General features: G+C 69.1%; 15 protein-coding genes. 6 read left to right on the top strand and 9 right to left on the bottom strand.

The window, feature by feature from the left end; translation table 11 throughout:
* Positions 1-49: 49 nt before the first annotated feature.
* From FFS15_RS12990 to FFS15_RS12975, 4 genes are all read right to left on the bottom strand, one after another.
* On the bottom strand, positions 50-2,335 hold the full coding sequence (locus FFS15_RS12990) for a glycoside hydrolase family 3 C-terminal domain-containing protein (RefSeq protein WP_137845463.1): 2,286 nt from the start codon (positions 2,333-2,335) through the stop codon (positions 50-52).
* A gap of 123 nt (positions 2,336-2,458) precedes the next feature.
* Positions 2,459-3,508 (bottom strand): LacI family DNA-binding transcriptional regulator, encoded by a 1,050-nt coding sequence (locus FFS15_RS12985; RefSeq protein WP_137845462.1) that lies wholly within the window; start codon positions 3,506-3,508, stop codon positions 2,459-2,461.
* Between the two features lie 159 nt (positions 3,509-3,667).
* Positions 3,668-5,950, bottom strand: coding sequence for a glycoside hydrolase family 3 protein (locus FFS15_RS12980; RefSeq protein WP_171013190.1), 2,283 nt, complete (start codon positions 5,948-5,950; stop codon positions 3,668-3,670).
* Positions 5,947-8,619 carry an alpha-L-rhamnosidase gene (locus tag FFS15_RS12975; RefSeq protein WP_137845460.1) on the bottom strand — a complete coding sequence of 891 codons (2,673 nt, stop codon included), beginning with the start codon at positions 8,617-8,619 and terminating at the stop codon, positions 5,947-5,949. Before FFS15_RS12975 ends, FFS15_RS12980 begins: the two co-directional genes overlap by 4 nt.
* Before the next feature lie 254 nt (positions 8,620-8,873).
* On the opposite strand from FFS15_RS12975, the gene FFS15_RS12970 reads away from it, so the two are divergent.
* From FFS15_RS12970 to FFS15_RS12955, 4 genes are all read left to right on the top strand, one after another.
* Entirely contained in the window at positions 8,874-10,184 is a 1,311-nt protein-coding gene (locus FFS15_RS12970; protein ID WP_137845459.1) for an extracellular solute-binding protein, read from the top strand.
* Between the two features lie 212 nt (positions 10,185-10,396).
* Entirely contained in the window at positions 10,397-11,251 is an 855-nt protein-coding gene (locus FFS15_RS12965) for a sugar ABC transporter permease (protein ID WP_137845530.1), read from the top strand.
* Entirely contained in the window at positions 11,248-12,072 is an 825-nt protein-coding gene (locus tag FFS15_RS12960) for a carbohydrate ABC transporter permease (protein WP_249354051.1), read from the top strand. The genes FFS15_RS12965 and FFS15_RS12960 overlap by 4 nt, the downstream gene beginning before the upstream one ends.
* A 134-nt stretch (positions 12,073-12,206) precedes the next feature.
* Entirely contained in the window at positions 12,207-12,566 is a 360-nt protein-coding gene (locus FFS15_RS12955) for a protein-L-isoaspartate carboxylmethyltransferase (protein ID WP_137845458.1), read from the top strand.
* Between the two features lie 2 nt (positions 12,567-12,568).
* Here FFS15_RS12955 and FFS15_RS12950 read toward each other — a convergent pair whose 3' ends face one another.
* Both FFS15_RS12950 and FFS15_RS12945 read right to left on the bottom strand, forming a co-directional pair.
* Complete coding sequence (locus FFS15_RS12950) at positions 12,569-12,907, bottom strand: peptide ABC transporter permease (RefSeq protein ID WP_137845457.1); 339 nt, start codon at positions 12,905-12,907, stop codon at positions 12,569-12,571.
* Positions 12,904-13,248 (bottom strand): hypothetical protein, encoded by a 345-nt coding sequence (locus FFS15_RS12945; RefSeq protein WP_212743162.1) that lies wholly within the window; start codon positions 13,246-13,248, stop codon positions 12,904-12,906. Before FFS15_RS12945 ends, FFS15_RS12950 begins: the two co-directional genes overlap by 4 nt.
* 116 nt (positions 13,249-13,364) lie before the next feature.
* On the opposite strand from FFS15_RS12945, the gene FFS15_RS12940 reads away from it, so the two are divergent.
* Positions 13,365-13,823, top strand: a complete 459-nt coding sequence (locus FFS15_RS12940; RefSeq protein ID WP_249354050.1) for a MarR family transcriptional regulator — start codon at positions 13,365-13,367, stop codon at positions 13,821-13,823.
* A gap of 65 nt (positions 13,824-13,888) precedes the next feature.
* Here the strand turns inward: FFS15_RS12940 and FFS15_RS12935 are convergent, their stop codons facing one another.
* From FFS15_RS12935 to FFS15_RS12925, 3 genes are read right to left on the bottom strand one after another with little or no spacing between them, the layout of a single operon-like run.
* Positions 13,889-14,734, bottom strand: coding sequence for a transglutaminase family protein (locus FFS15_RS12935; RefSeq protein ID WP_137845456.1), 846 nt, complete (start codon positions 14,732-14,734; stop codon positions 13,889-13,891).
* Complete coding sequence (locus tag FFS15_RS12930) at positions 14,731-15,663, bottom strand: alpha-E domain-containing protein (RefSeq protein ID WP_137845455.1); 933 nt, start codon at positions 15,661-15,663, stop codon at positions 14,731-14,733. Before FFS15_RS12930 ends, FFS15_RS12935 begins: the two co-directional genes overlap by 4 nt.
* Positions 15,657-17,378, bottom strand: coding sequence for a circularly permuted type 2 ATP-grasp protein (locus FFS15_RS12925; protein WP_137845454.1), 1,722 nt, complete (start codon positions 17,376-17,378; stop codon positions 15,657-15,659). The genes FFS15_RS12930 and FFS15_RS12925 overlap by 7 nt, the downstream gene beginning before the upstream one ends.
* 139 nt (positions 17,379-17,517) lie before the next feature.
* Between FFS15_RS12925 and FFS15_RS12920 the strand changes: the two genes are divergently transcribed.
* On the top strand, positions 17,518-19,098 hold the full coding sequence (locus FFS15_RS12920; protein ID WP_249354048.1) for a molybdopterin-dependent oxidoreductase: 1,581 nt from the start codon (positions 17,518-17,520) through the stop codon (positions 19,096-19,098).
* Positions 19,099-19,100: the final 2 nt, after the last annotated feature.

The following is a 19,100-nucleotide window of genomic DNA, read 5'->3' as shown; positions in this document are numbered from 1 at the left end:
GCCCCCGCGCTTTCGCACGGGGGCGCAGTGCGTCCGGTGTGGGGATCAGCTACTTGACCTTGACCTTGAACTCCCGCTCGAGCGGAAGGTCGCGAGAGGACGAGCCCACCGAGACGGTGTACTCGCCGTCGACGATCGTCCACGCGTCCGCGTCGACGTCCCAGATGCCGAACGGCTGGTTGCTCGCGTTCGAGTCGATGACGATCTCGACCGTCGTCTTCTCGCCGGCGGCGAGTTCGATCCGGTCGAAGCCGACCAGGCGCTTGCCCGGCTCATCGGCGGCGTCGGGCAGCGTCAGGTACACCTGCGGGATCTCGGCGCCGTCACGGTCGCCCGTGTTCTCGACGTCGAACGTCACGGTCGAAACCGCTTCGCCACCCTTGGCCTTCGTCTTCACCTTCAGTTTCGAGTACTCGAACTCGGTGTACGACAGACCGTGGCCGAACTCGAACAGCGGCTCGATGCCCTGCTCGTCATACCACTTGTAGCCGACCTCGAGGCCCTCGGTGTAGTTGACCTGACGGATCTCGCTCGTTCCGGCAGGACGCGTGGTCGAGCCGTCGGAGAAGGTACCGGGGTAGCGTGCCGTGTCCGATCCGGTCGGGGTGTCGGCGAGCGCCTTCGGGAACGTCATCGGGAGCTTGCCCGACGGGTTCACGTCGCCGAAGAGGATGCCCGCGAGCGCCGGCCCGAACTGCTCGCCGGAGTGCCACGCGTGCAGCACCGCGTCGACATCATCGATCCACGGCATCTCCACTGCACTGCCGGCGTTCAAGACGGCGACCGTCTGATCGGATGCCGCGGCCACGGCGGAGATGAGCGCATCGCCGTTCACGTCCAGATGCAGGTCGGCGAGGTCGGTGGTCTCGCCCATCGTGTAGTGACCGAAGACGATCGACACGTCGGCCTGGGCAGCGACCGCCGCGGCCTGCGCCGCGTCTGCGCCGTTGCTGTAGAGCACCGTCCCGCCGGCGGCCGTGACCCGCTCGGTGATACTCGTGAGCGGATCAGCGATCGCGTTGCAGTTGAGCGCGGTCCCGCGGATGAACACGAGGTACCACGCGCAGCCCGTCCGGGCGCTCACACCGGCTGTCGCAGTGGCGCTCGCGGTCTGCCCGATCACCGCGACGGTGGGCGCGTCCGCTGCGAGCGGCAGCACACCATCGTTCTTCAGGAGAACGGTGCTCTGCTCCGCGACCTCGCGCGCCAGAGCCTTGTGCTCGGCGGTGGAGACGTTCGGAATGGCAGTCGTCGGGACGGGGTGGTCGAACAGTCCCTTCTCGATGTACGTGATGACGACGTCGTAGGCCGCCTGCTCGATCTGGGCCTGGGAGATCTCGCCCGCGGCGAGCGCTGCATCCAGGCGCGCAGGGGTGTACCACACCGGGCGGTTGAGTTCCTGGTCCAGGCCCGCGTTCATCGAACCGGCAGTGGAGTGCACCGAACCGAAGTCGCTCATGACGTACCCGTCGAAGCCCATCTGATCCTTCAGGCTCGTGGTGAGCACGGGATTCTCGCACGCGTAGACGCCGTTGATCTGGTTGTACGAGCACATGATGCTGCCCGGATCGCTTTCCTTGACGGCGATCTCGTACGGCAGGTCGTATACCTGACGGAAGGTCCGCTCGTCGATGTTCGACGAGCTCTCTTCGCGATCGACCTCCTGCTCGTTGGCGACATAGTGCTTGAGGTTCGCGACGACGGGCTTGTCGGGATTGCCCTGCTCGAGACCCCGCACGTTGGCAGCGGCCATCAGGCCGGTGAGCAGCGGGTCTTCACCGAAGTACTCCGAGCCACGCCCGGAAAGTGGCGTGCGCCCGGACGCGACCCCGGGCCCGAGGACGACCGCACTCCGGCTGTCGAACGACTCGCTGCCGTGGGCGGCGGCCTTCTCCTCACCGATCGCGAGGTTCCACGTCGCGGCGACGGCGATGGGCCCTGGCCAGGCCGTCGTCCCTGCCCTGCCGTAGACGCCGTCGGGCCCGTTGGCGTAGATGACGACCGGGGTGCAGTCCACCTGCGCCGGGTAGACCACCGGCGCCTCACCGGCGAAGCCCGGGTTCCAGGACGTGCGCGCCGGGTCGTTCGCCGGCTGCTCCACGAGCCAGCGGTACTTCTGGTGCTGCGAGCTGGCGTCGAGCAGCGCCTGCGCGCGCTCGTCGGCGGACTTCGACGTGTCCATCCAGGGCACCGTCGAACAGTCGACGGCGGCGGCCGGTCCGGCCAGCGCCACGACACCGCCGCTCGCGATCAGTGTCGCGCCGAGAAGCAGCGCGGTCATCCGCCGACGTGTGCGCGGAGTGCGCCCGTCGGCGAGGTTTTCGGACAACGTCATCGTCAAGTCCCTCTTCCTTGAAGGTGCGGTCGTAGACCGTTCTACATTGTGTAGATCGCTCTACACTTTCAGGACGGGAAGAGCCCTGTCAAGGTTCTGCGGATGAAAGTTCCGTGAGGCGCGTCAGTGCGACGCGTCAGAGCTCGCGCGCACGACGAGGTGGGGCTTGAGCGACACCATCCGGTGCTCGTGCGACTCGCCCGAGAGCTCCTCCCGGAGCAGTTCGAAGGCGACGGCACCCATCTCCATGCCGGCCTGAGCGACGGTCGAGACGGGAATGGCGGCGTCGCGCGCGGCCGCGTTGTTGTCGTAGCCGATCACCGCGAGGTCTTCGGGAACGCGCAGCTCGCCCTGCACGGTATGGATGATCGAGAGCGCCACGATGTCGGAGGTCGAGACCACGGCATCCGGTCGGGCGAGCGGCCCGAGCTCTCGCAGCCGGCGGCCGATCGCGGCCCCTTCGGCGATGTGGTCCATGAACGGCACGTGTTCGACCGACAGCCCGATGCCATCGGACTCGGCCACCGCGCGGCGCACGCCGTCGAGGCGCTGCTTGATCGGCGCGAGGCGCACCGGACCACCGACGAAGTGCAGCCAGCGCCTGCCCAGATCGATCATGTGGCGTGCGGCGAGATAGCCGCCGAGCTCGTCGTCGCTGACGACCGACGACCCGTAGTGCACGGGCCGCGCGACGTTGAGCACGACGGCCGGAGCCCGAAGCCCCGCAGGCTCGCGGTAATCGGTGGCCGCCTCGAACGGCGCGATCATGACGCCGGCGAAGCGGGCCTCGTCGAAGACACGCAGCAGCTCCTGCTGCTTCTGCTCGGCATTGACGCTGCTGGCCACGAGCAGGGAGTGGCCTGCTTCGGCCGCGGCCTCTTCCGCTCCGCGAGCGATGTCGACGAAGAACGAGTTCGCGAGATCGGTCACGATCATGCCGACCGTGCGCGACTGGCCGCGCGCCAACGAGCGGGCCTGACCGTTCGGCACGAAGTCGAGGAGCCGGATCGCCTCCTCGATCGCGGTGCGCGTCGCCGCCGCGACCTTGTCGGGCCGGTTCAGGAAGTTGGAGACCGTCCCCACCGACACCCCCGCGACGCGCGCCACGTCCGACAGCGTCGATCGGCGGGCCGTGCCACGGCGGCGGCGCGGAGAGGCATCGCCGTCGCTCACGGTGACTCCTTCCCGCGGACCTCAGCCCGCCCCCTCGCAACGGCCGTCGCGGCCGCATGGCGCATCATCGCGCCTCGGGCGGCATCGCGCCGGTGAACCATGACACCTCATTCTCGACGATGAATAGGCCGAGGATCGGCTCATCGCTCACGCGGTGGGTCATGCGGGCGATACCTCGACGTCGTGGCGCAGATCGCCGCGCGAGAAGCCGACGTGCACCGCGATGGGACCGATGTGCTCCACCCAGCGCCCCTGCTCGCGGCGCGCGAGCGCATCCCGGTCGATCAGCACGCGCAGCATCCGCTCTTCGCCCGCCTCGAGGCGCGCAACGGCGAACCCGACGAGCTGCACGGTCTCGCCGTCGTCAGCTCGCGCGTACACCTGCACGACCGCCTTGCCGCCGCGCGCATCGCCGCAGCGAAGCACCGCGACGACGTCGACGCCGTCGGCGTATGCCGAGACGAGATCGATGTCGGCATACCCGAGGCCGTGGCCGAACCAATAGGCGGGACGGATGCCGGCGCGCTCATACCCGCGATAGCCGACGTCGACGCCCTCGTCGTAGCGGATGCGCCCGTCGGCATCGGGTGCGGCGGCGGGAACGGGAGGCTCCTCGCGCGGCACAGTCAGCGGCAGCCGGCCGCCCGGCTCGGCGCGACCGGAGAGCATCGCGGCGAGCGCGGGCGCGAACCGCTCGCCGGGGTGGCCGACGTGAAGGATGGCCGAGACGCGATCGCGCCACGGCATCACGATCGGTCCCGCGCCGTGGGTCACGACGACGACGGGGACGCCGGTGTCTGCGAGCGCTTCGATCAGTTCGGCCTGGCCGGCCGGCAGCTCGAGGGATTCGGCATCCATCGCCTCGCCCGTGACGCGGCCGGCGAGCACCACCGCGACATCGGCAGCGGATGCCGCGGCCACCGCGGCGGCGAGCGCCTGGCCTAGCGGCGCGGCACCGACCGAGAGATGCGGAACGATCGGGGTGCCCGGGATCGCGATCGCGGGGCCGGTGCGGTATCGGGCGACCAGCGTGCGCGGGCGATCGGATGCCGGCACCAGCGCCTGCAGCACGTACGACGGACCGGCGACCATGGGCGATGCCTCACGGAAGCCCGCGGCGATCGATGCGCCGTCGAGGAGCAGTTCGACCTCGCCCGCGAGATCGACGGCGACCACGATCGCGTCCGGCGACGGCGGCAGACCGATCGCGAGCTCCGCCGCCCAGGCGGCGTCGGGGTTGTCGTCGTCGGCGCGCAGTTCGGCCGTCTCGAGTTCGAGCCGGCGTTCGCCGCCTGCGCCATCGATCACGGCGGACAGCGTGAACCCGTCGGCCGCGCGCAGCGGCGGCAACGGTACGTTCGCCGGCCCCGCTGCCGATCCGGTCACGGTCAGACCCGCCGCGGCGAGCGCGTCGGCCAGGGCCGGAATCCGCTCGGGCGTGAGCGTGACACTCGCCGCTCCCCCGACGATGAGCCGGTGGGCGATCTCGTCGCCACCGATCAGCGCGACCCGCGCACCGTCGGCGAGCGGCAGCACGCCGGCGTTGCGCAGCAGCACGCTGCCCTCGACGGCGACGCGCTCGGCGAGCGCGAGCGCCGCGTCGGTGGCGAGCCGCTCGGCATCGACCGTGCCGGTCGCCGTGACCAGTCCGACCTGGTCGGCGGCCGCGCGGACGTGCGCGCCGATGCCCTCGATGACGCCATCGTCGGCGGCCGCGACCTGCTCAGCGGTGCGACCGGCGAGCTCGTCGAGACCCGGCAGGTCGAGCCCTGCCGCAAGCGCCGCCTCGGCATCCCGCACCGCGAAGAGGAAGTCGGGCACCGTGACGCCGGTGAAACCCCACTCCGCACGCGGCAGCTGCAGCAGGTCGCGCGACTGACACACGTACTCGCCGTTCAGGCGGTTGTACGAGCCGAGGAGGCCGGCCACCCCGTACGTCTGGACGGCCCGACGGAACGGTGCGAGATAGACCTCGTGCAGCGCACGCTCGTCCACGCGCACGTCGATCGCATCGGTGCGCTCGCCGAACGAACCCTCGCCGGTGCGCAGGCGCTCGACGTTGTTGCCGACGTAGTGCTTGGCCACGGCGAGCGCGCCGCGAGATTGGATGCCGCGCCCCATGCGTCCGCCGAGCTCTCCTGCCAGCAGCGGATCCTCGCCGAGATTCTCGCCGATGCGGCCGGAGCGGGGATCGCGGGCGATGTCGAGCGCGGGTGCGAGCAGCACGTTGTGGCCGGAGGCCAGCAGCTCCTCGCCGAGCAGCGCGCCGTACTCCTCGGCGAGCGCCGCGTCGAAGGTCGCCGCGAGCGTCACCGCGCTCGGCAGCGCCGTCGCACCGTCGATGCCGCGGATGCCGCAGCTGCCGTCGGCGTACGAGAACGCGGTGACGCCGCCCTCGTCCAGTTCGTTCAGCGCGATGCGCTCGTCTTCGCCGCGGGTCACACGGCGCTCCGCTGGGCGAGGGCACGGGAGGGATCGGCGATCGCGGGATCGGCCACCGTGAGGCGATGGATGCCGGGGCCGAGCCGACCGGGCGCCGGGGCGCCGCCGAGCAGTGCGGTCGACGCCGAACCGAGCGGCAGGTCGAGCTCTGCCTCGGATCCGAACGGCACCCGCACCTCGATCTCGAGAACAGCCCCGTCGAGGCGCCAGTCGACGCCCACCGCGCCGAGGGCGGTCTCGATCTCGGCCGAGACCTCGGTGATCCCGGTGGTCGGCCGGGGCGCGATGCGCACGAGGCGGTAGCCCGGGCGGTCGGCGACCGGCGCGATGCCGGCGACCGTGCGGTAGACCCAGTCGATGACCGCACCGTAGGCGTAGTGGTTGAACGACAGCATGGTGTCGCCGGTGTCCATGTCGCCGGGGTGGATCGACCCGTCGGGGCGGAGCGCGTCCCAGCGCTCCCACACCGTCGTCGCGCCGCGCTCGACCTGGTACAGCCACGACGGCGCCTCCCGTCGGAGGAGCATGAGGTAGGCCTCGTCGAGGTGACCCGTGCGGGTGAGTGCGGGGAGCACGAGCGGCGTCCCGAGGAAGCCGGTCGCGATACGCCCGGACTCCTCGCGCACGAGGGCCGCAAGTCGTTCGCCGATCGAGTCCATCTCGGCCGCCGGGGAGATCTCGAACTCGATCGCGAGCGCGCACCCCGACTGCGTCGAGACGGCGTGCTCGCCCCACCGCTGCCACGTCGACGCCGCGACGCGGTCGGCGAGGCGGTCTGCCCTCTCGGCGCGCTCGGCGTCACCAACGAGCCGCTCGGCGCGGGCGAGCAGTCGCGCGCTCCAGCTGTAGAAGGCGTTCGCGACGAAGTCACCCGATACCTTCGCCTCCCACGGGCGATCGCCCGGGGCATCGGGGTCGAGCCAGTCGCCGAACTGGAACTCGCTCGGAAGCAGCCCCACCTCGCCGGCACGACGCTCGAGGTGATCCACCCAGCGCCGCATGCTGTCGAGCTGCTGCGCGAGCGCGGCGTCACTGCCGGTGGACTCGTAGATCGCCCAGGGCACGATGGTGGCGGCATCCGCCCACCCCGCCCGCCCCATGATCTGCGACTGGCCCGTCGCGTCGAAGTCGGTGTCACGGATGATATTCGGCACCACCGCGGCGACGGCACCGTCGTCGTCCTGGTCGATCTCGAGGTCGGTCAGCCACGAGCGCCAGAACGGCTCGGCGTCGAACAGCGTGCTCGCTGTCGCCGCGAAGGCCTGCGCGTCGCCCGTCCAGCCGAGGCGCTCGTCGCGCTGCGGGCAATCGGTGGGCACCGACACGAAGTTGTCGCGCTGCGACCACGCGACGTTCTCGTGGAGCTTGTCGAGCGTCGCGTCGCTGCTGCGGAATCGCGAGCGCACGGGCGTGTCGGAGCTGATGGCGATGCCGGTCGCGGCGATCACCTCGGCACCGGCGACGTCGGCGTACTGGAAGCCGTGGAAGGTGAACACCGGCTCGAGCACGTGCTCGCCGTCGCGATCGAGGATGTAGGTGTCGGTCGCCCTCGCCGTGCGGAGCGCTGCGACATGCAGGGCGCCGTCCTCTTCCAGCACCTCGGCGTGGCGCACCACGACCGTGTCGCCGGCGCGGCCGCGGACGACCACGCGCATCCAGCCCGCAATGTTCTGGCCGAGATCGATCGCCACGCGGTCGTCGCGACGGGTGAGGATGCCGGGGAGCTCGGCGACCGTCCGCACGGGCGGCGCGACACGGGGCTCGAAGCGGGCGGGATCGACGTCGAGCACGCGCACGGCATCCCACGCGCTGTCGTCGAAGCCGGGCGCGTCCCAGCCGACGGGCTCGCGGTTCAGGTCGATGTCGGTGCCGTCGTAGATGCCGCTCATGCGCACCGCCCCGGTCGACGCGCGCCACGACTCATCCGAGACGATCTGCACCGCCGAACCGTCGGCGAGCTCGATGTCGAGCTGCGCGAGGAGGCCGAGTTCGGCCCCGTAGTGCTCGCGCTGGTTGCGCCAGCCCAGCCGGCCGCGGTACCAGCCGTCGGCGAGGCGGACGGCGATCACGTTCTCGCCCGCGACGAGCGCGTCGGTGACATCGTGGGTGGCGACCAGGATGCGCTCCTGGTACGCGGTCCAGCCGGGCGAGAGATGCTCGTCGCCGACCTGCGCACCGTTGACGGCGACGTCGTGCAGCCCCAACGACGAGATCCGCAGGCGGGCACGGATCGGCGCCGCGTCCAGCCGGAATGCGCGCCGCAGATAGGGGCTCGGTCCTTCGACGTCGGATGCGGCGGTCACCACGGGTGCGATGAGGCGATCGACGGCTCCTTCGACCACGAGGGGTGCGCTCCACGCGCTCCAACCGTGCTCGGTCGCCACGCGAACACGAAACGAGCGACCGCGCCCCTCGGGGAGCGCTCCGCCGGGAGCTGCGACCGCGATCGAGGCATCGCCGACCAGGGGAGCCGATTCGGCCCACTCGCCTTCAGCGTCCGCCCACGCCACCTGAGCGCCGAGCTGACGCCCGGTCGAAGTGCTCGCAACCTGCCACGTCAGCCGCAGTCCATCGCGGGGCACACCCAGGAGGTCCTGCGGGTGCTGCGAGCGCACCGACGACACGACGGTTCCCTGATCGATACGGGAGAACGGGGGAAGGTCGGTCACGAGAGGTCCTTTCGGCGACGCTGCGCAAGTGAAGCGGTTCAACCATACGACACGATCCGGGTTCGCACCACTGTCTGCCACTTGTGCTGCTGGCAACCGCTGAGTCGCGCCAATACAGGGATCTGCGGAACTTGTGACCGATCTGTGACCCACGATCCTGTTGACACGGGGGTTCTGATCGGCTTACAGTTCCTGGTGTTGAACCGCTTCAACGCAATCCCGCTCTGCATCACGTGTTTACATGGAGGTAAGCCATGACCATCCGCTCCCGCCGACGTGCAGCCCTGGCCCTTGTGGCCGGCGGCGGTGCGATCGCGCTCGCACTCACCGGCTGCTCGGGAGGAGGAAGTGGTGATGAGGCCGACGGTCCCGTCACCCTCACGCTCCTCGCCGACAACTCGGATGCGACCCTGCTGCCCACCCAGGCGCTCGTCGACGCCTTCATGGCCGAGAACCCCGACATCGTCATCGAGATCGAGCAGCGCCCGCAGGGCGCCGAGGGAGACAATGTCGTCAAGACGCGCTTGTCGACCGGCGAGATGACCGACATCTTCCAGTACAACTCCGGATCGCTCCTCATGGCGCTGAACCCCGACGAGACGGTGATGAACCTCGACGGCGACGCGTATCTCGACAATCTCTCCCCGGCGTTCATCAGCGCTGTCTCGACCGAGAACGGCGTCTACGGCGTCCCCGTGGGGACCGCGATGGGCGGCGGCGTCCTCTACAACATCGGCATCTACGAGGAGCTCGGCCTCGAGGTCCCGACCACGTGGGACGAGTTCATCTCCAACAGCGAAGCGGTCGCCGATTCCGGCAGGGCCGGCGTCATCCAGACCTACGCCGACACCTGGACGTCGCAGCTGTTCGTGCTCGGCGACTTCTTCAATGTGCTCTCCGAAGACTCCGACTGGGCCGAGGCCTACACCGCGGGCGAGCGCAAGTACGTCGACGCACCGGCGCTTGCGGGCTTCGAGCACCTGCAGGAGGTCCACGAGTCGGGCGTCCTCAACGAGGACTTCGCCTCGGCCACGTATGACGATGGCCTCCGCATGGTCGCCACCGGCGAGGGCGCGCACTACCCGATGCTCACCTTCGCGATCCCGCCGATGGTGGAGGGCTACCCCGAGTCCGCCGAAGGCGTGGGATTCTTCGCTCTCCCGGGCGACGGCGACAACGGCCTGACCACGTGGACCCCGGCGGGCCTCTACGGCTCGGCCGACACCGAGCACCCCGAGGCCGTGAAGGCGTTCTTCGAGTTCGTCGCCTCGGTCGAGGGCTGCGACGCGCAGACCGAGGCCGCGGGCGCGGCCGGCCCGTACCTCGTCGAGGGCTGCACGATCCCCGACGACGTGCCCCGTGCGGTCGCCGACATGCTGCCCTACTTCGAGACCGAGGGCGCGGCGCTCCCCGCGCTCGAGTTCCTCTCCCCCGTCAAGGGGCCGGCTCTCGAGCAGATCACCGTGGAGGTCGGCTCCGGCATCCGCGATGCCGCCTCCGGCGCCGCCCTCTATGACGAGGACGTCGTGAAGCAGGCTCAGCAGCTGGGCCTCGAAGGCTGGTGACGCTGCGACCTTCCTAGGTCACACTGATCCCGAGGGGCCGGCCGGCGCTCGCCGACCGGCCCCTCGCTCCATTCCCGCACCGTACCGACACGAGAGAATCGTTCATGTCGATCACCCCCTCCGCTCCGGCGCTCGGCGAGGCCGAAGACATCGCCGACGGCGACGCCCCTGGTCTGCGCAGCCGTGCACGGCGCCGCAAGCTCGGCGGCAACATGTCGAAGCAGTACCCGATGTGGTTCTACATCCCCGCGGGCGTGCTCTTCATCGTCCTGTTCATCGTCCCGACTGTGCTGAGCTTCTACTTCTCGCTCACCCGCTGGTCGCTCTTCGACATCGAGTTCATCGGCTTCGCGAACTACGTGCAGTTCTTCCGCGAGCCGGCGCTCGTGCAGGGCTTCACGAACACCTTCATCTTTGGGTTCGTCACCTCAGCCCTGAAGGTCGTGTTCGGCCTGCTCATCGCGCTGCTGCTGACCGGCCGCATCATCGGACGCACGTTCCTGCGGGCGGTCGTCTTCTTCCCCGTGCTCGTCTCCACGATCGGCGTCGGCATCACCTTCAAGGTGCTGATGGACCCCTTCGACGGCGTCATCAACGAGACGCTCGCCGTCTTCGGCATCCAGGGTCCGCAGTGGCTCACCGACCCGGCGCTCGCCCTCTACTCCGTCGCATTCGTCGACGTCTGGCGCGGCGTCGGCCTTGCCGCGCTGATCTTCATCGCCGGAATCGTCGCGATCCCGCAGGAATACTTCGAGGCCGCCAAGATGGACGGCGCGAGCGCCTGGAACAGCTTCTGGAACATCACGCTGCCCCTCCTGCGCCCCGCCACGATCACCGTGATCATCCTGTCGCTCATCGGCGGCCTGCGGTCGTTCGACCTCATCTGGGCGATGACCCGCGGCGGCCCCGGCTTCAGCAGCGACGTGATCGCGTCGGTGATCTTCAAGCAGTACCAGGCCGGGTTCTTCGGACTCTCCAGCGCCGGAAATGTGATCCTCTTCCTCGTGGTGACGGCGATCATCGTGCCGATCTTCTGGGCCCTCAACCGAAAGCAGGTCGAGCAGTGATCGCCTCGCTCCGCCGCAACGTCGTCGGCATCATCGCCATCATCGTCGCCGTCGTGGTCTTCATCGTGCCGTTCAGCTTCATCGTGCTGACGGCGATGAAGTCGCAGCAGGAGGCGTCGCTGCTGCAGTTCAGCTGGCCCGAGCAGTTCGCATTCTTCGAGAACCTCATCGAGGTCGTCTCCACACGCGACTTCATGCTGATCTGGGCGTTCCTCAACTCCACGATCCTCACGGTCGCGTCGGTCACCCTGATGGTCGTCTTCTCGGCCATGGTCGGCTGGGTGCTCCAGCGCCGACCCAGCAAGCTGAACCCGTTCATCAACTTCATGGTGCTCGCAGGCCTCATCATCCCGCCCGCGGTCGTTCCGACGATCTGGGTGCTGCAGGGCCTGGAGCTCTTCGGCAATCTGCCGGGGCTGATCCTCATCGAAGTCGCGTTCGGACTGTCGTTCTGTGTGCTGATGTTCCGCGCGTTCATCTCGACGATCCCGCGCGAGCTCGACGAGGCCGCGACGATCGACGGCGCAGGCCCGATCCGCCTGTTCTTCACCGTCGCGTTCCCGCTGCTGAAGACCGTGATCGTCACGGTGATCGTGGTGCAGGCGGTGTTCGTCTTCAACGACTTCCAGAACCCGCTGTACTTCCTGCCGGGCGAGCCGACGGTGCAATTGACGCTCTACAACTTCCAGAGCCAGTTCAGCACCGCGTGGAACCTGCTGTTCACGAACATCCTGCTCATCACGATTCCGCCGCTGGTGATGTACATCTTCTTCCAGAAGCAGATCGTCGCCGGTATGACGAGCGGGGCTGTCAAGGGCTGACGACGTCACGGGATCTCGGGGACGGATGCCGCGGCATCCGTCCCCGAGGTGGCCTGTGGCCGTCTGGACAGGCGTGTGGAGTGATAATGGTTCAGCGCCGACATCTCGCCGCGAGAGAGTACAGGGTGATCCGAATGCCGTATCGTGACCAGCTCACCGTCGAGTCCTGGGTTCGGGAGTTCACCGAGCAGCACCCCGGTGTCGCCACCGAGATCTCCGTTCTCGACAAGGACTACACCTCCGCTCCCGACTCAGGACTGGTGATCGTCTCACTGCGCACCGCGTCGACCGTGACCTACATCCACGTCACGATGGTCGATGACACGGCCAAGTGGATCGTCACGTTCGAGGCGCGCAGCGAGAGCTTCGACCTGGATGCCGAGGGCGTCGCACGCCTCGCCCACGATCTGTCGACGCTCGGACTCCTGTGCACGTTCCTTCAGGACAAGACCGACGCCGCTCTGCGGCCGGCGGCAGTACCTGAGGCCAGCTAGCCTCACACCGGGAGAGCGAGGGCTCCCGCGCCGACCAGCAGCAAGAACGACACGGTGCCGGCAATGGTCGCGACCAGCTGAGCGACCCTCGTCGAGTGCTCGTCCAATTCGGCCTCGCGAGCCGCCAGGCCAACGAGTGCGCGCTGCGCTTGCGCTACCGACGCATAGCGCCCGACCGGCGTGGAGCGTCCGTCGATGGCGACGAACGTACCCACCGCCGTCTCCTCGATCGAACCGATGAAGTCACCCTTGCGCGACCCGACATGGAAGCCCGGTTCGGGTTCGTGCCATTGCGTGAACCGCGGGGAGGCGGCTTCGGCGAGTGTGGCGACGAGGCTCATGCGACACGCTCCAAGTGACCACGGGCGATGGCGATGTCGGCGGGCGCCTGACGCGACTCGGTGAGGTCGATGACGAGTCCCGCCGTGGACGACGCGGCGTGCGCGAGCTCCTCGAGGCGACGTCTGTCGAGCGCGGGGACGACCGCCGCGTCGAACTCGAAGCGAAGCGGGATGGAGCAGTGCACCCACATCGTGGACGATCCATCGGCGTCTCCGCCGTGCAGCGAGATCGGAAAGCTCTCCGACCGACGCAGCTTGGTCGTCGTGACAGCCCGCACATAGGCGAGGGTGTGGTCAGGAACAGTGATCGCGTCAGCGTGCGCGTAGTACAAGCGGCCCATCTCATTCCCTTCGTCAGCCGAGTAGCTCACCTGAGATATTACTCACAAGATAAGTAGTTCAGCAAACGAGATACTTGATTCGTTGTATTCTCGTCTCGCAAGCATTGGAGGCGGGTGTGAACGACGCCAAGAACGCGGCCGACGAAATCGTCACGGCCTATCTGGAGTTCCGTCGAGCGGACGCTGACGTGCAGACGCGCGTACGTGCGGCGACCGGTCTCGGCGACAATGAGATCCGCGTGATGGAGTACGTGATCTCCACCGTGGCTGCAGGGCAGGACGCGACGCCGAGCGACATCTCTCGCCGACTCGGCGTCTCATCCGCCTCGACCACCGCGCTCCTTGATCGGCTGGAGCGCGCGGGTCTCGTCGAGCGTGCCAACCATCCGACCGATCGGCGCAGCATCCTCATCTCGGCGACTCCCGAGGCCGAGCGCAAGCTCGCCTCGACGATCGGCGACTACGACGCCCGGCTCCGGCGGGTCGCATCGGCGCTCGATCCCGACGATCGTGTCGTCGTGGCAGCGTTCCTCGCCGATCTCACGGATGCGGCGAAATCGGTGGCCCAGCCGTAGATCATGCTTCGCGCGTGATCCCTTCGATACGGCGCTGGCGCGCCTACTCAGGATGAAGCACGTTCTCACGCTTCGCGTGTGATCGTGACCTTCACGTGGAGGTGACTCTTGAACGGGCCGGCGTAGACGCCCCGCAGCGGCGGTACGTCGCCGTAGTCGCGGCCACGCCCGACCAGCACGTGCCGGTCGCCGATCTCGATGTTGTTCGTCGGGTCGAAGCCCTGCCACTCGCCCGCGAACCACTCCACCCACGCATGCGACTCGCCCGTCACCGCGACGCCGACGTCGGCGTTCGGGCGAGGGTGCAGGTATCCGGACACGTAGCGGGCGGGGATCCCCACCTCGCGGAGCGCCCCGAGCGTGATGTGCGCGATGTCCTGGCACACGCCCTTACGGGCCTCCCACGCATCGGATGCCGTCGAGTGCACGCCGGTGATGCCGTGCATGTACTCGACCGCGTCGCCGATCGCGACCGCGATCGCGTGGGCTGCGCGACCGGGGTGATCGTGCTCGGCGGCGATGCGGCGGGCGAGGTCGGCGACCTCGGCGTGCGGGCGCGTGCGCCCGGTCTGGCTGAGCTGCTCGACCGTCTCGATCGACCCGGGCGCGTCGCGCTCGAGATCGGCCCACGAGTACTCGACGTGCTCGATGGGGCGCGGACGCACCTCGACGAGCGAACGCGCCGTGATCGTGAGGGAGGCGTGGGGCGAGAGCACGTCGAACGCCGCGACACGCGTGCCGAAGTAGTCGACGTACTGATTGACCGACGTCGAGGGCTCGATGTCGAGCGACGCGTTCAGCACGAACTGGCTGTCGGTCGACCCCGGGAGCATGCGGGCCTCGTTGTACGACGCCGAGACGTCGCCTTGATACGAGAAGCCCGTCTGGTGCTCGATGCGCAGTCGCTTCATGAGATCTCTCCGATCCAGCTGGGCTCGGCCTGCGTCGGGAAGAACCGGTCGCGGATCGCCTCGGATGCCTCGCGCGTGACCTTCTGCACGCGATCCATGTGCTCGGGCAGCTCGCCCAGGATCTCGGAGATCGGCCGGTACTCGAGGTCGTTGCGGATCTGCCCGAGGGCCCGCAGCACGGTGTTGGAGTGACCGACGCGATCGGCGCGGGGGTCGATCGCGCTCATGCACTCTTCCGCGCGCTGGATCGAGTAGATGATCGAGCGGGGGAAGAGGCGGTCCAGCAACAGGAACTCTGCGGCGTTCCGGGCACTCGGCATGCCGCGGTAGGTGCGCAGGTACGCCTCGTACGCGCCGCACGAGCGCAGGATCGTCGTCCACGACGGGCCAGACGCCTGCGTCAGCGACCGCGTCGCGAGCATGCGCGCCGTCATGTCGGCGCGCTCGATGCTGCGACCGAGGGTGAAGAACTGCCAGGCCTCGTCGCGGCTCGTCGACGAGTCGACGATCCCGACGGCGAGCGCCGACCGCTCCCGCACCCACTGGAAGAACTCGTGCACCTTGTCGGTCTGGAGGCGCCTCGGCATCCGCGCGTTGGTGGTGTTGAGCGTCTCCCACAGTTCCGTCGAGACGATCTCGCGGGCGCGACGCGCGTTCTCGCGCGCCGACGTCAGCGCATACGCAATGCTCGCCGGGTTCATGCGGTCGACCGCGAGACGCTGCAGCACGTCCTCGCGACGGACGATCTCGAGGCCGTCCGGCGGGAACGAGCCCATGACGCTCAGGAGCGACCGGCAGGCGGTGTCTTCGTCGATCCACGGGTCTTCGAGGAGCAGCTGCAGGTGCACGTCGAGGATGCGGGCAGTCCCGTCGCTGCGCTCGATGTACCGCCCGATCCAGAACAGGGATTCTGCGATGCGGCTCAGCATGCGGCACCGTCCTCGGACTCCCCGCTGGTCGAGTGCCGACTGAAGGCCGGTGTATCGAGACCCTGCTGCTGCTGCTCCTGCTGCTCGACGCGAGAGAGCGGGCGGTCCTGCGGTGAGTGCGTCACCGGGGGCTGTCCGTCGTAGATGATCGGGATCGCCGCCGTCACGGTCGCCGCCTGATCGGCGACGAGGCCGGCAAGGCCGTTGCCCTGGCCGTACTCGACGTGTCCGGGCGCGGATCCGCCCACGATCCAGGTGTCCTTCGACCCGCCGCCCTGGCTGGAGTTCACGACGAGCTGTCCTTCGGGCAGCGCGACGCGCGTGAGTCCGCCAGGGAGCACCCACACGTCTTCACCGTCGTTCACCGCGAAGGGGCGGAGGTCCGCGTGACGCGGCCGCATGCCGTCTTCGACGAGCGTCGGGATCGTCGAGAGCATGACGACCGGCTGCGCGATCCAGCCACGAGGGTCTGCGATGAGGGTCTTGCGCAGCTTCTCGAGTTCGGCGGGCGACGCATCGGGACCGACCACGAGCCCCTTGCCGCCCGAGCCATCGACGGGCTTGACGACGAGTTCGTCGAGGCGGTCGAGCACCTCTTCGAGCGAGTTCGGGTCTTCGAGCCGCCACGTGTCGACGTTCTTGAGGATCGGCTCTTCTGCCAGGTAGTACCGGATGAGATCAGGCACGTACGTGTAGAGCAGCTTGTCGTCGGCGACGCCGTTGCCCACCGCGTTCGCGATCGTCACGTTGCCCAGCCGCGCGGCGAGCATGAGCCCCGGGGCGCCGAGCATCGAGTCGGCGCGGAACTGCAGCGGATCGAGGAACTCGTCGTCCACGCGGCGATAGATCACATCGACCCGCTTCGGGCCGCGCGTCGTTCGCATGAACACCTTGCCGCCGATGCACAGCAGGTCGCGGCCCTCGACGAGCTCGACGCCCATGAGTCGCGCGAGCAGCGTGTGCTCGAAGTAGGCGGAGTTGTAGACGCCCGGTGTGAGCACGACGACGTTGGGGTCTTCGATGCCCGCGGGCGCCGATGCGCGGAGCGCCGCGAGCAGCTTGTTCGGGTAGTCGCCGACGGGGCGCACGCGCATCGAGACGAACAGCTCGGGAAGGGTCTGGGCCATCACGCGCCGGTTCGAGATGACATAGCTCACGCCCGACGGAACGCGCACGTTGTCTTCGAGCACGCGCATCTCGCCGTGCTCGTCGCGAATCAGGTCGATGCCCGACACCTGGATGCGCACGCCGTTGGCGGAGTGGATGCCGGCCGCCTGGCGGTAGAAGTACTGCGACGAGGCGATGAGCCGCGCCGGCAGCACATCGTCGCGCACGCAGTGCTGGCGACCGTACGCGTCGTCGAGGAACGCCTCGAGCGCGAGGACCCGCTGCTTCACGCCGGACTCGATGCGCGACCACTCGTCGTAGGCGATGACGCGGGGCACGGCATCCAGGGGGAAGGGTCGCTCCTCGCCCGCGAAGTCGAACGTGACGCCCTGGGCGAGGTATGACCGGGCGAGCGAATCGGTGCGCCCACGCAGCTCTTCCTGCGTCATCTGCGCGAGAGCCTGATAGAGCTCGCGATACGCCTCACGCGACTCGGCGGGTTCGCCGGGCTGCGCCGGCGAGCCGAACATCTCGTCGAATGCGGGGACGCCCGTGGGCGTCTTGCGTGGCGCGAGAGTCGCGCCGTAGCCGTCGAACAGATCACCCATGGGGAGAGCCTAGCCCTGGGCGTGTTGCCGCTGTGTTTCAGCGACTCACCGTCTGCGGCAACCGACGCGCGGATCCGACGTCATCGTTTCGTCATACATTCCCGCCCACCCGGTATCGGCGCCGACATACGCTGGCTCCGTGGCAGAGACCCGGTCGGAGCAAGCCGTCCGCGCGCCCCTCGCGTGGGTGGCGGGTATCGCCGCCGTGGTGCTCGGCGCCGGCCTCGGCGAGCTGGTCGCGACAGTCATCGGCGCGGCATCGAGCCCGTTCGCCGCGATCGGCGGGGCCCTCATCGACGCGGCCCCGTCGTGGGCGAAGGATGCCGCGATCGCCCTGTTCGGCACCGCCGACAAGATCGCCCTGCTCGTGGGCATCGCCCTCACAGCCCTCGTGCTCGCGGCGTTCGCCGGCTGGCTCGAGGCTCGGCGCCCGCCGTGGGGCCGCGTCGTGATCGGCGCGTTCGGCGCGGTGGGCGCGGTCGTCGCGATGACCCGTGCCGACGCGGGCGCGCTGTCGTGGCTCCCATCGGTCGTGGCGGGTGCGGTCGGTGCTGTGACGGTGTGGCTCTTGGTGCGGATGCTGCGGCCTGCGGCATCCGAGTCCCCCGTTCCACGCGATCCCGACGCACCCAGCGCCGACGAGGTCCCCGCCCCGAGCCGCCGCGCCTTCTTCGCGTGGAGCGGCGCCGCGGTCGCCGCCGGCGCGCTCGCCGCGATCGCGACCACGACCCGCCGCGCCGGATCCGCTGCGGTTTCGGCGGTGCGCGCGGCGCTGCGGCTGCCCACGCCGGCGGTCACCGCTGCCGCGGTGCCCGAGGGGGCGGAGCTGCGCATTCCGGGCCTCGCGCGCGTCGTCACCCCGAACGACCGCTTCTACCGCATCGACACCGCGCTCATCGTGCCTGAGGTGGATCCCGCCGATTGGAGCCTGCGGATCCACGGCATGGTCGAGCAGGAGGTCACCCTCACGTGGGACGAGCTGCTCGCACTGCCGCTCGAGGAGAGCTTCACGACCCTCGCGTGCGTGTCGAATCCCGTCGGCGGCACCCTCATCGGCAATGCGCTGTGGCTCGGATACCCGATCCGCGAACTGCTCGCGCGGGCACGGCCGACGACGGATGCCGACATGGTGCTGTCGCGCTCGATCGACGGCTTCACGGCATCCACGCCACTCGACGTCCTCACCGACGACCGTGATGCGATCCTCGCCGTCGGCATGAACGGCGAGCCGCTGCCGCTCGAGCACGGCTTCCCGGTGCGGATGGTCGTGCCGGGGCTCTACGGCTACGTGTCGGCGACGAAGTGGGTGACCGAGCTCGAAGTCACGCGGTTCGACCGCTCGCGCGCGTACTGGACCGATCGCGGCTGGGACGAGCGCGGGCCTATCAAGCTGCAGTCGCGCATCGACGTGCCGCGGAAGGCTCAGGGGCTGAGCGCCGGCGACACGGTCATCGCGGGAGTCGCCTGGCAGCAGCAGGTCGGCGTCGGCGGGGTCGAGGTGCAGATCGACGACGGTCCGTGGCTCGAGGCGACGCTCGCCACCGCCATCTCGGACGACACGTGGGTGCAGTGGAGCATGCCGTGGACCGCGACCGTGGGCGACCATCTGCTGCGGTGCCGGGCGACGAGCACGACAGGCGAGGTGCAGACCTCCGACATCGCCCCACCCGCGCCCGACGGCGCGACCGGCCACCACGAGCGGTTCATCACGGTCTTCTGACC

This window comes from Microbacterium sp. 2FI (genome assembly GCF_005502885.1).
Taxonomy (GTDB): domain Bacteria; phylum Actinomycetota; class Actinomycetes; order Actinomycetales; family Microbacteriaceae; genus Microbacterium.
This window is presented reverse-complemented; position numbering and strand designations above follow the sequence as displayed.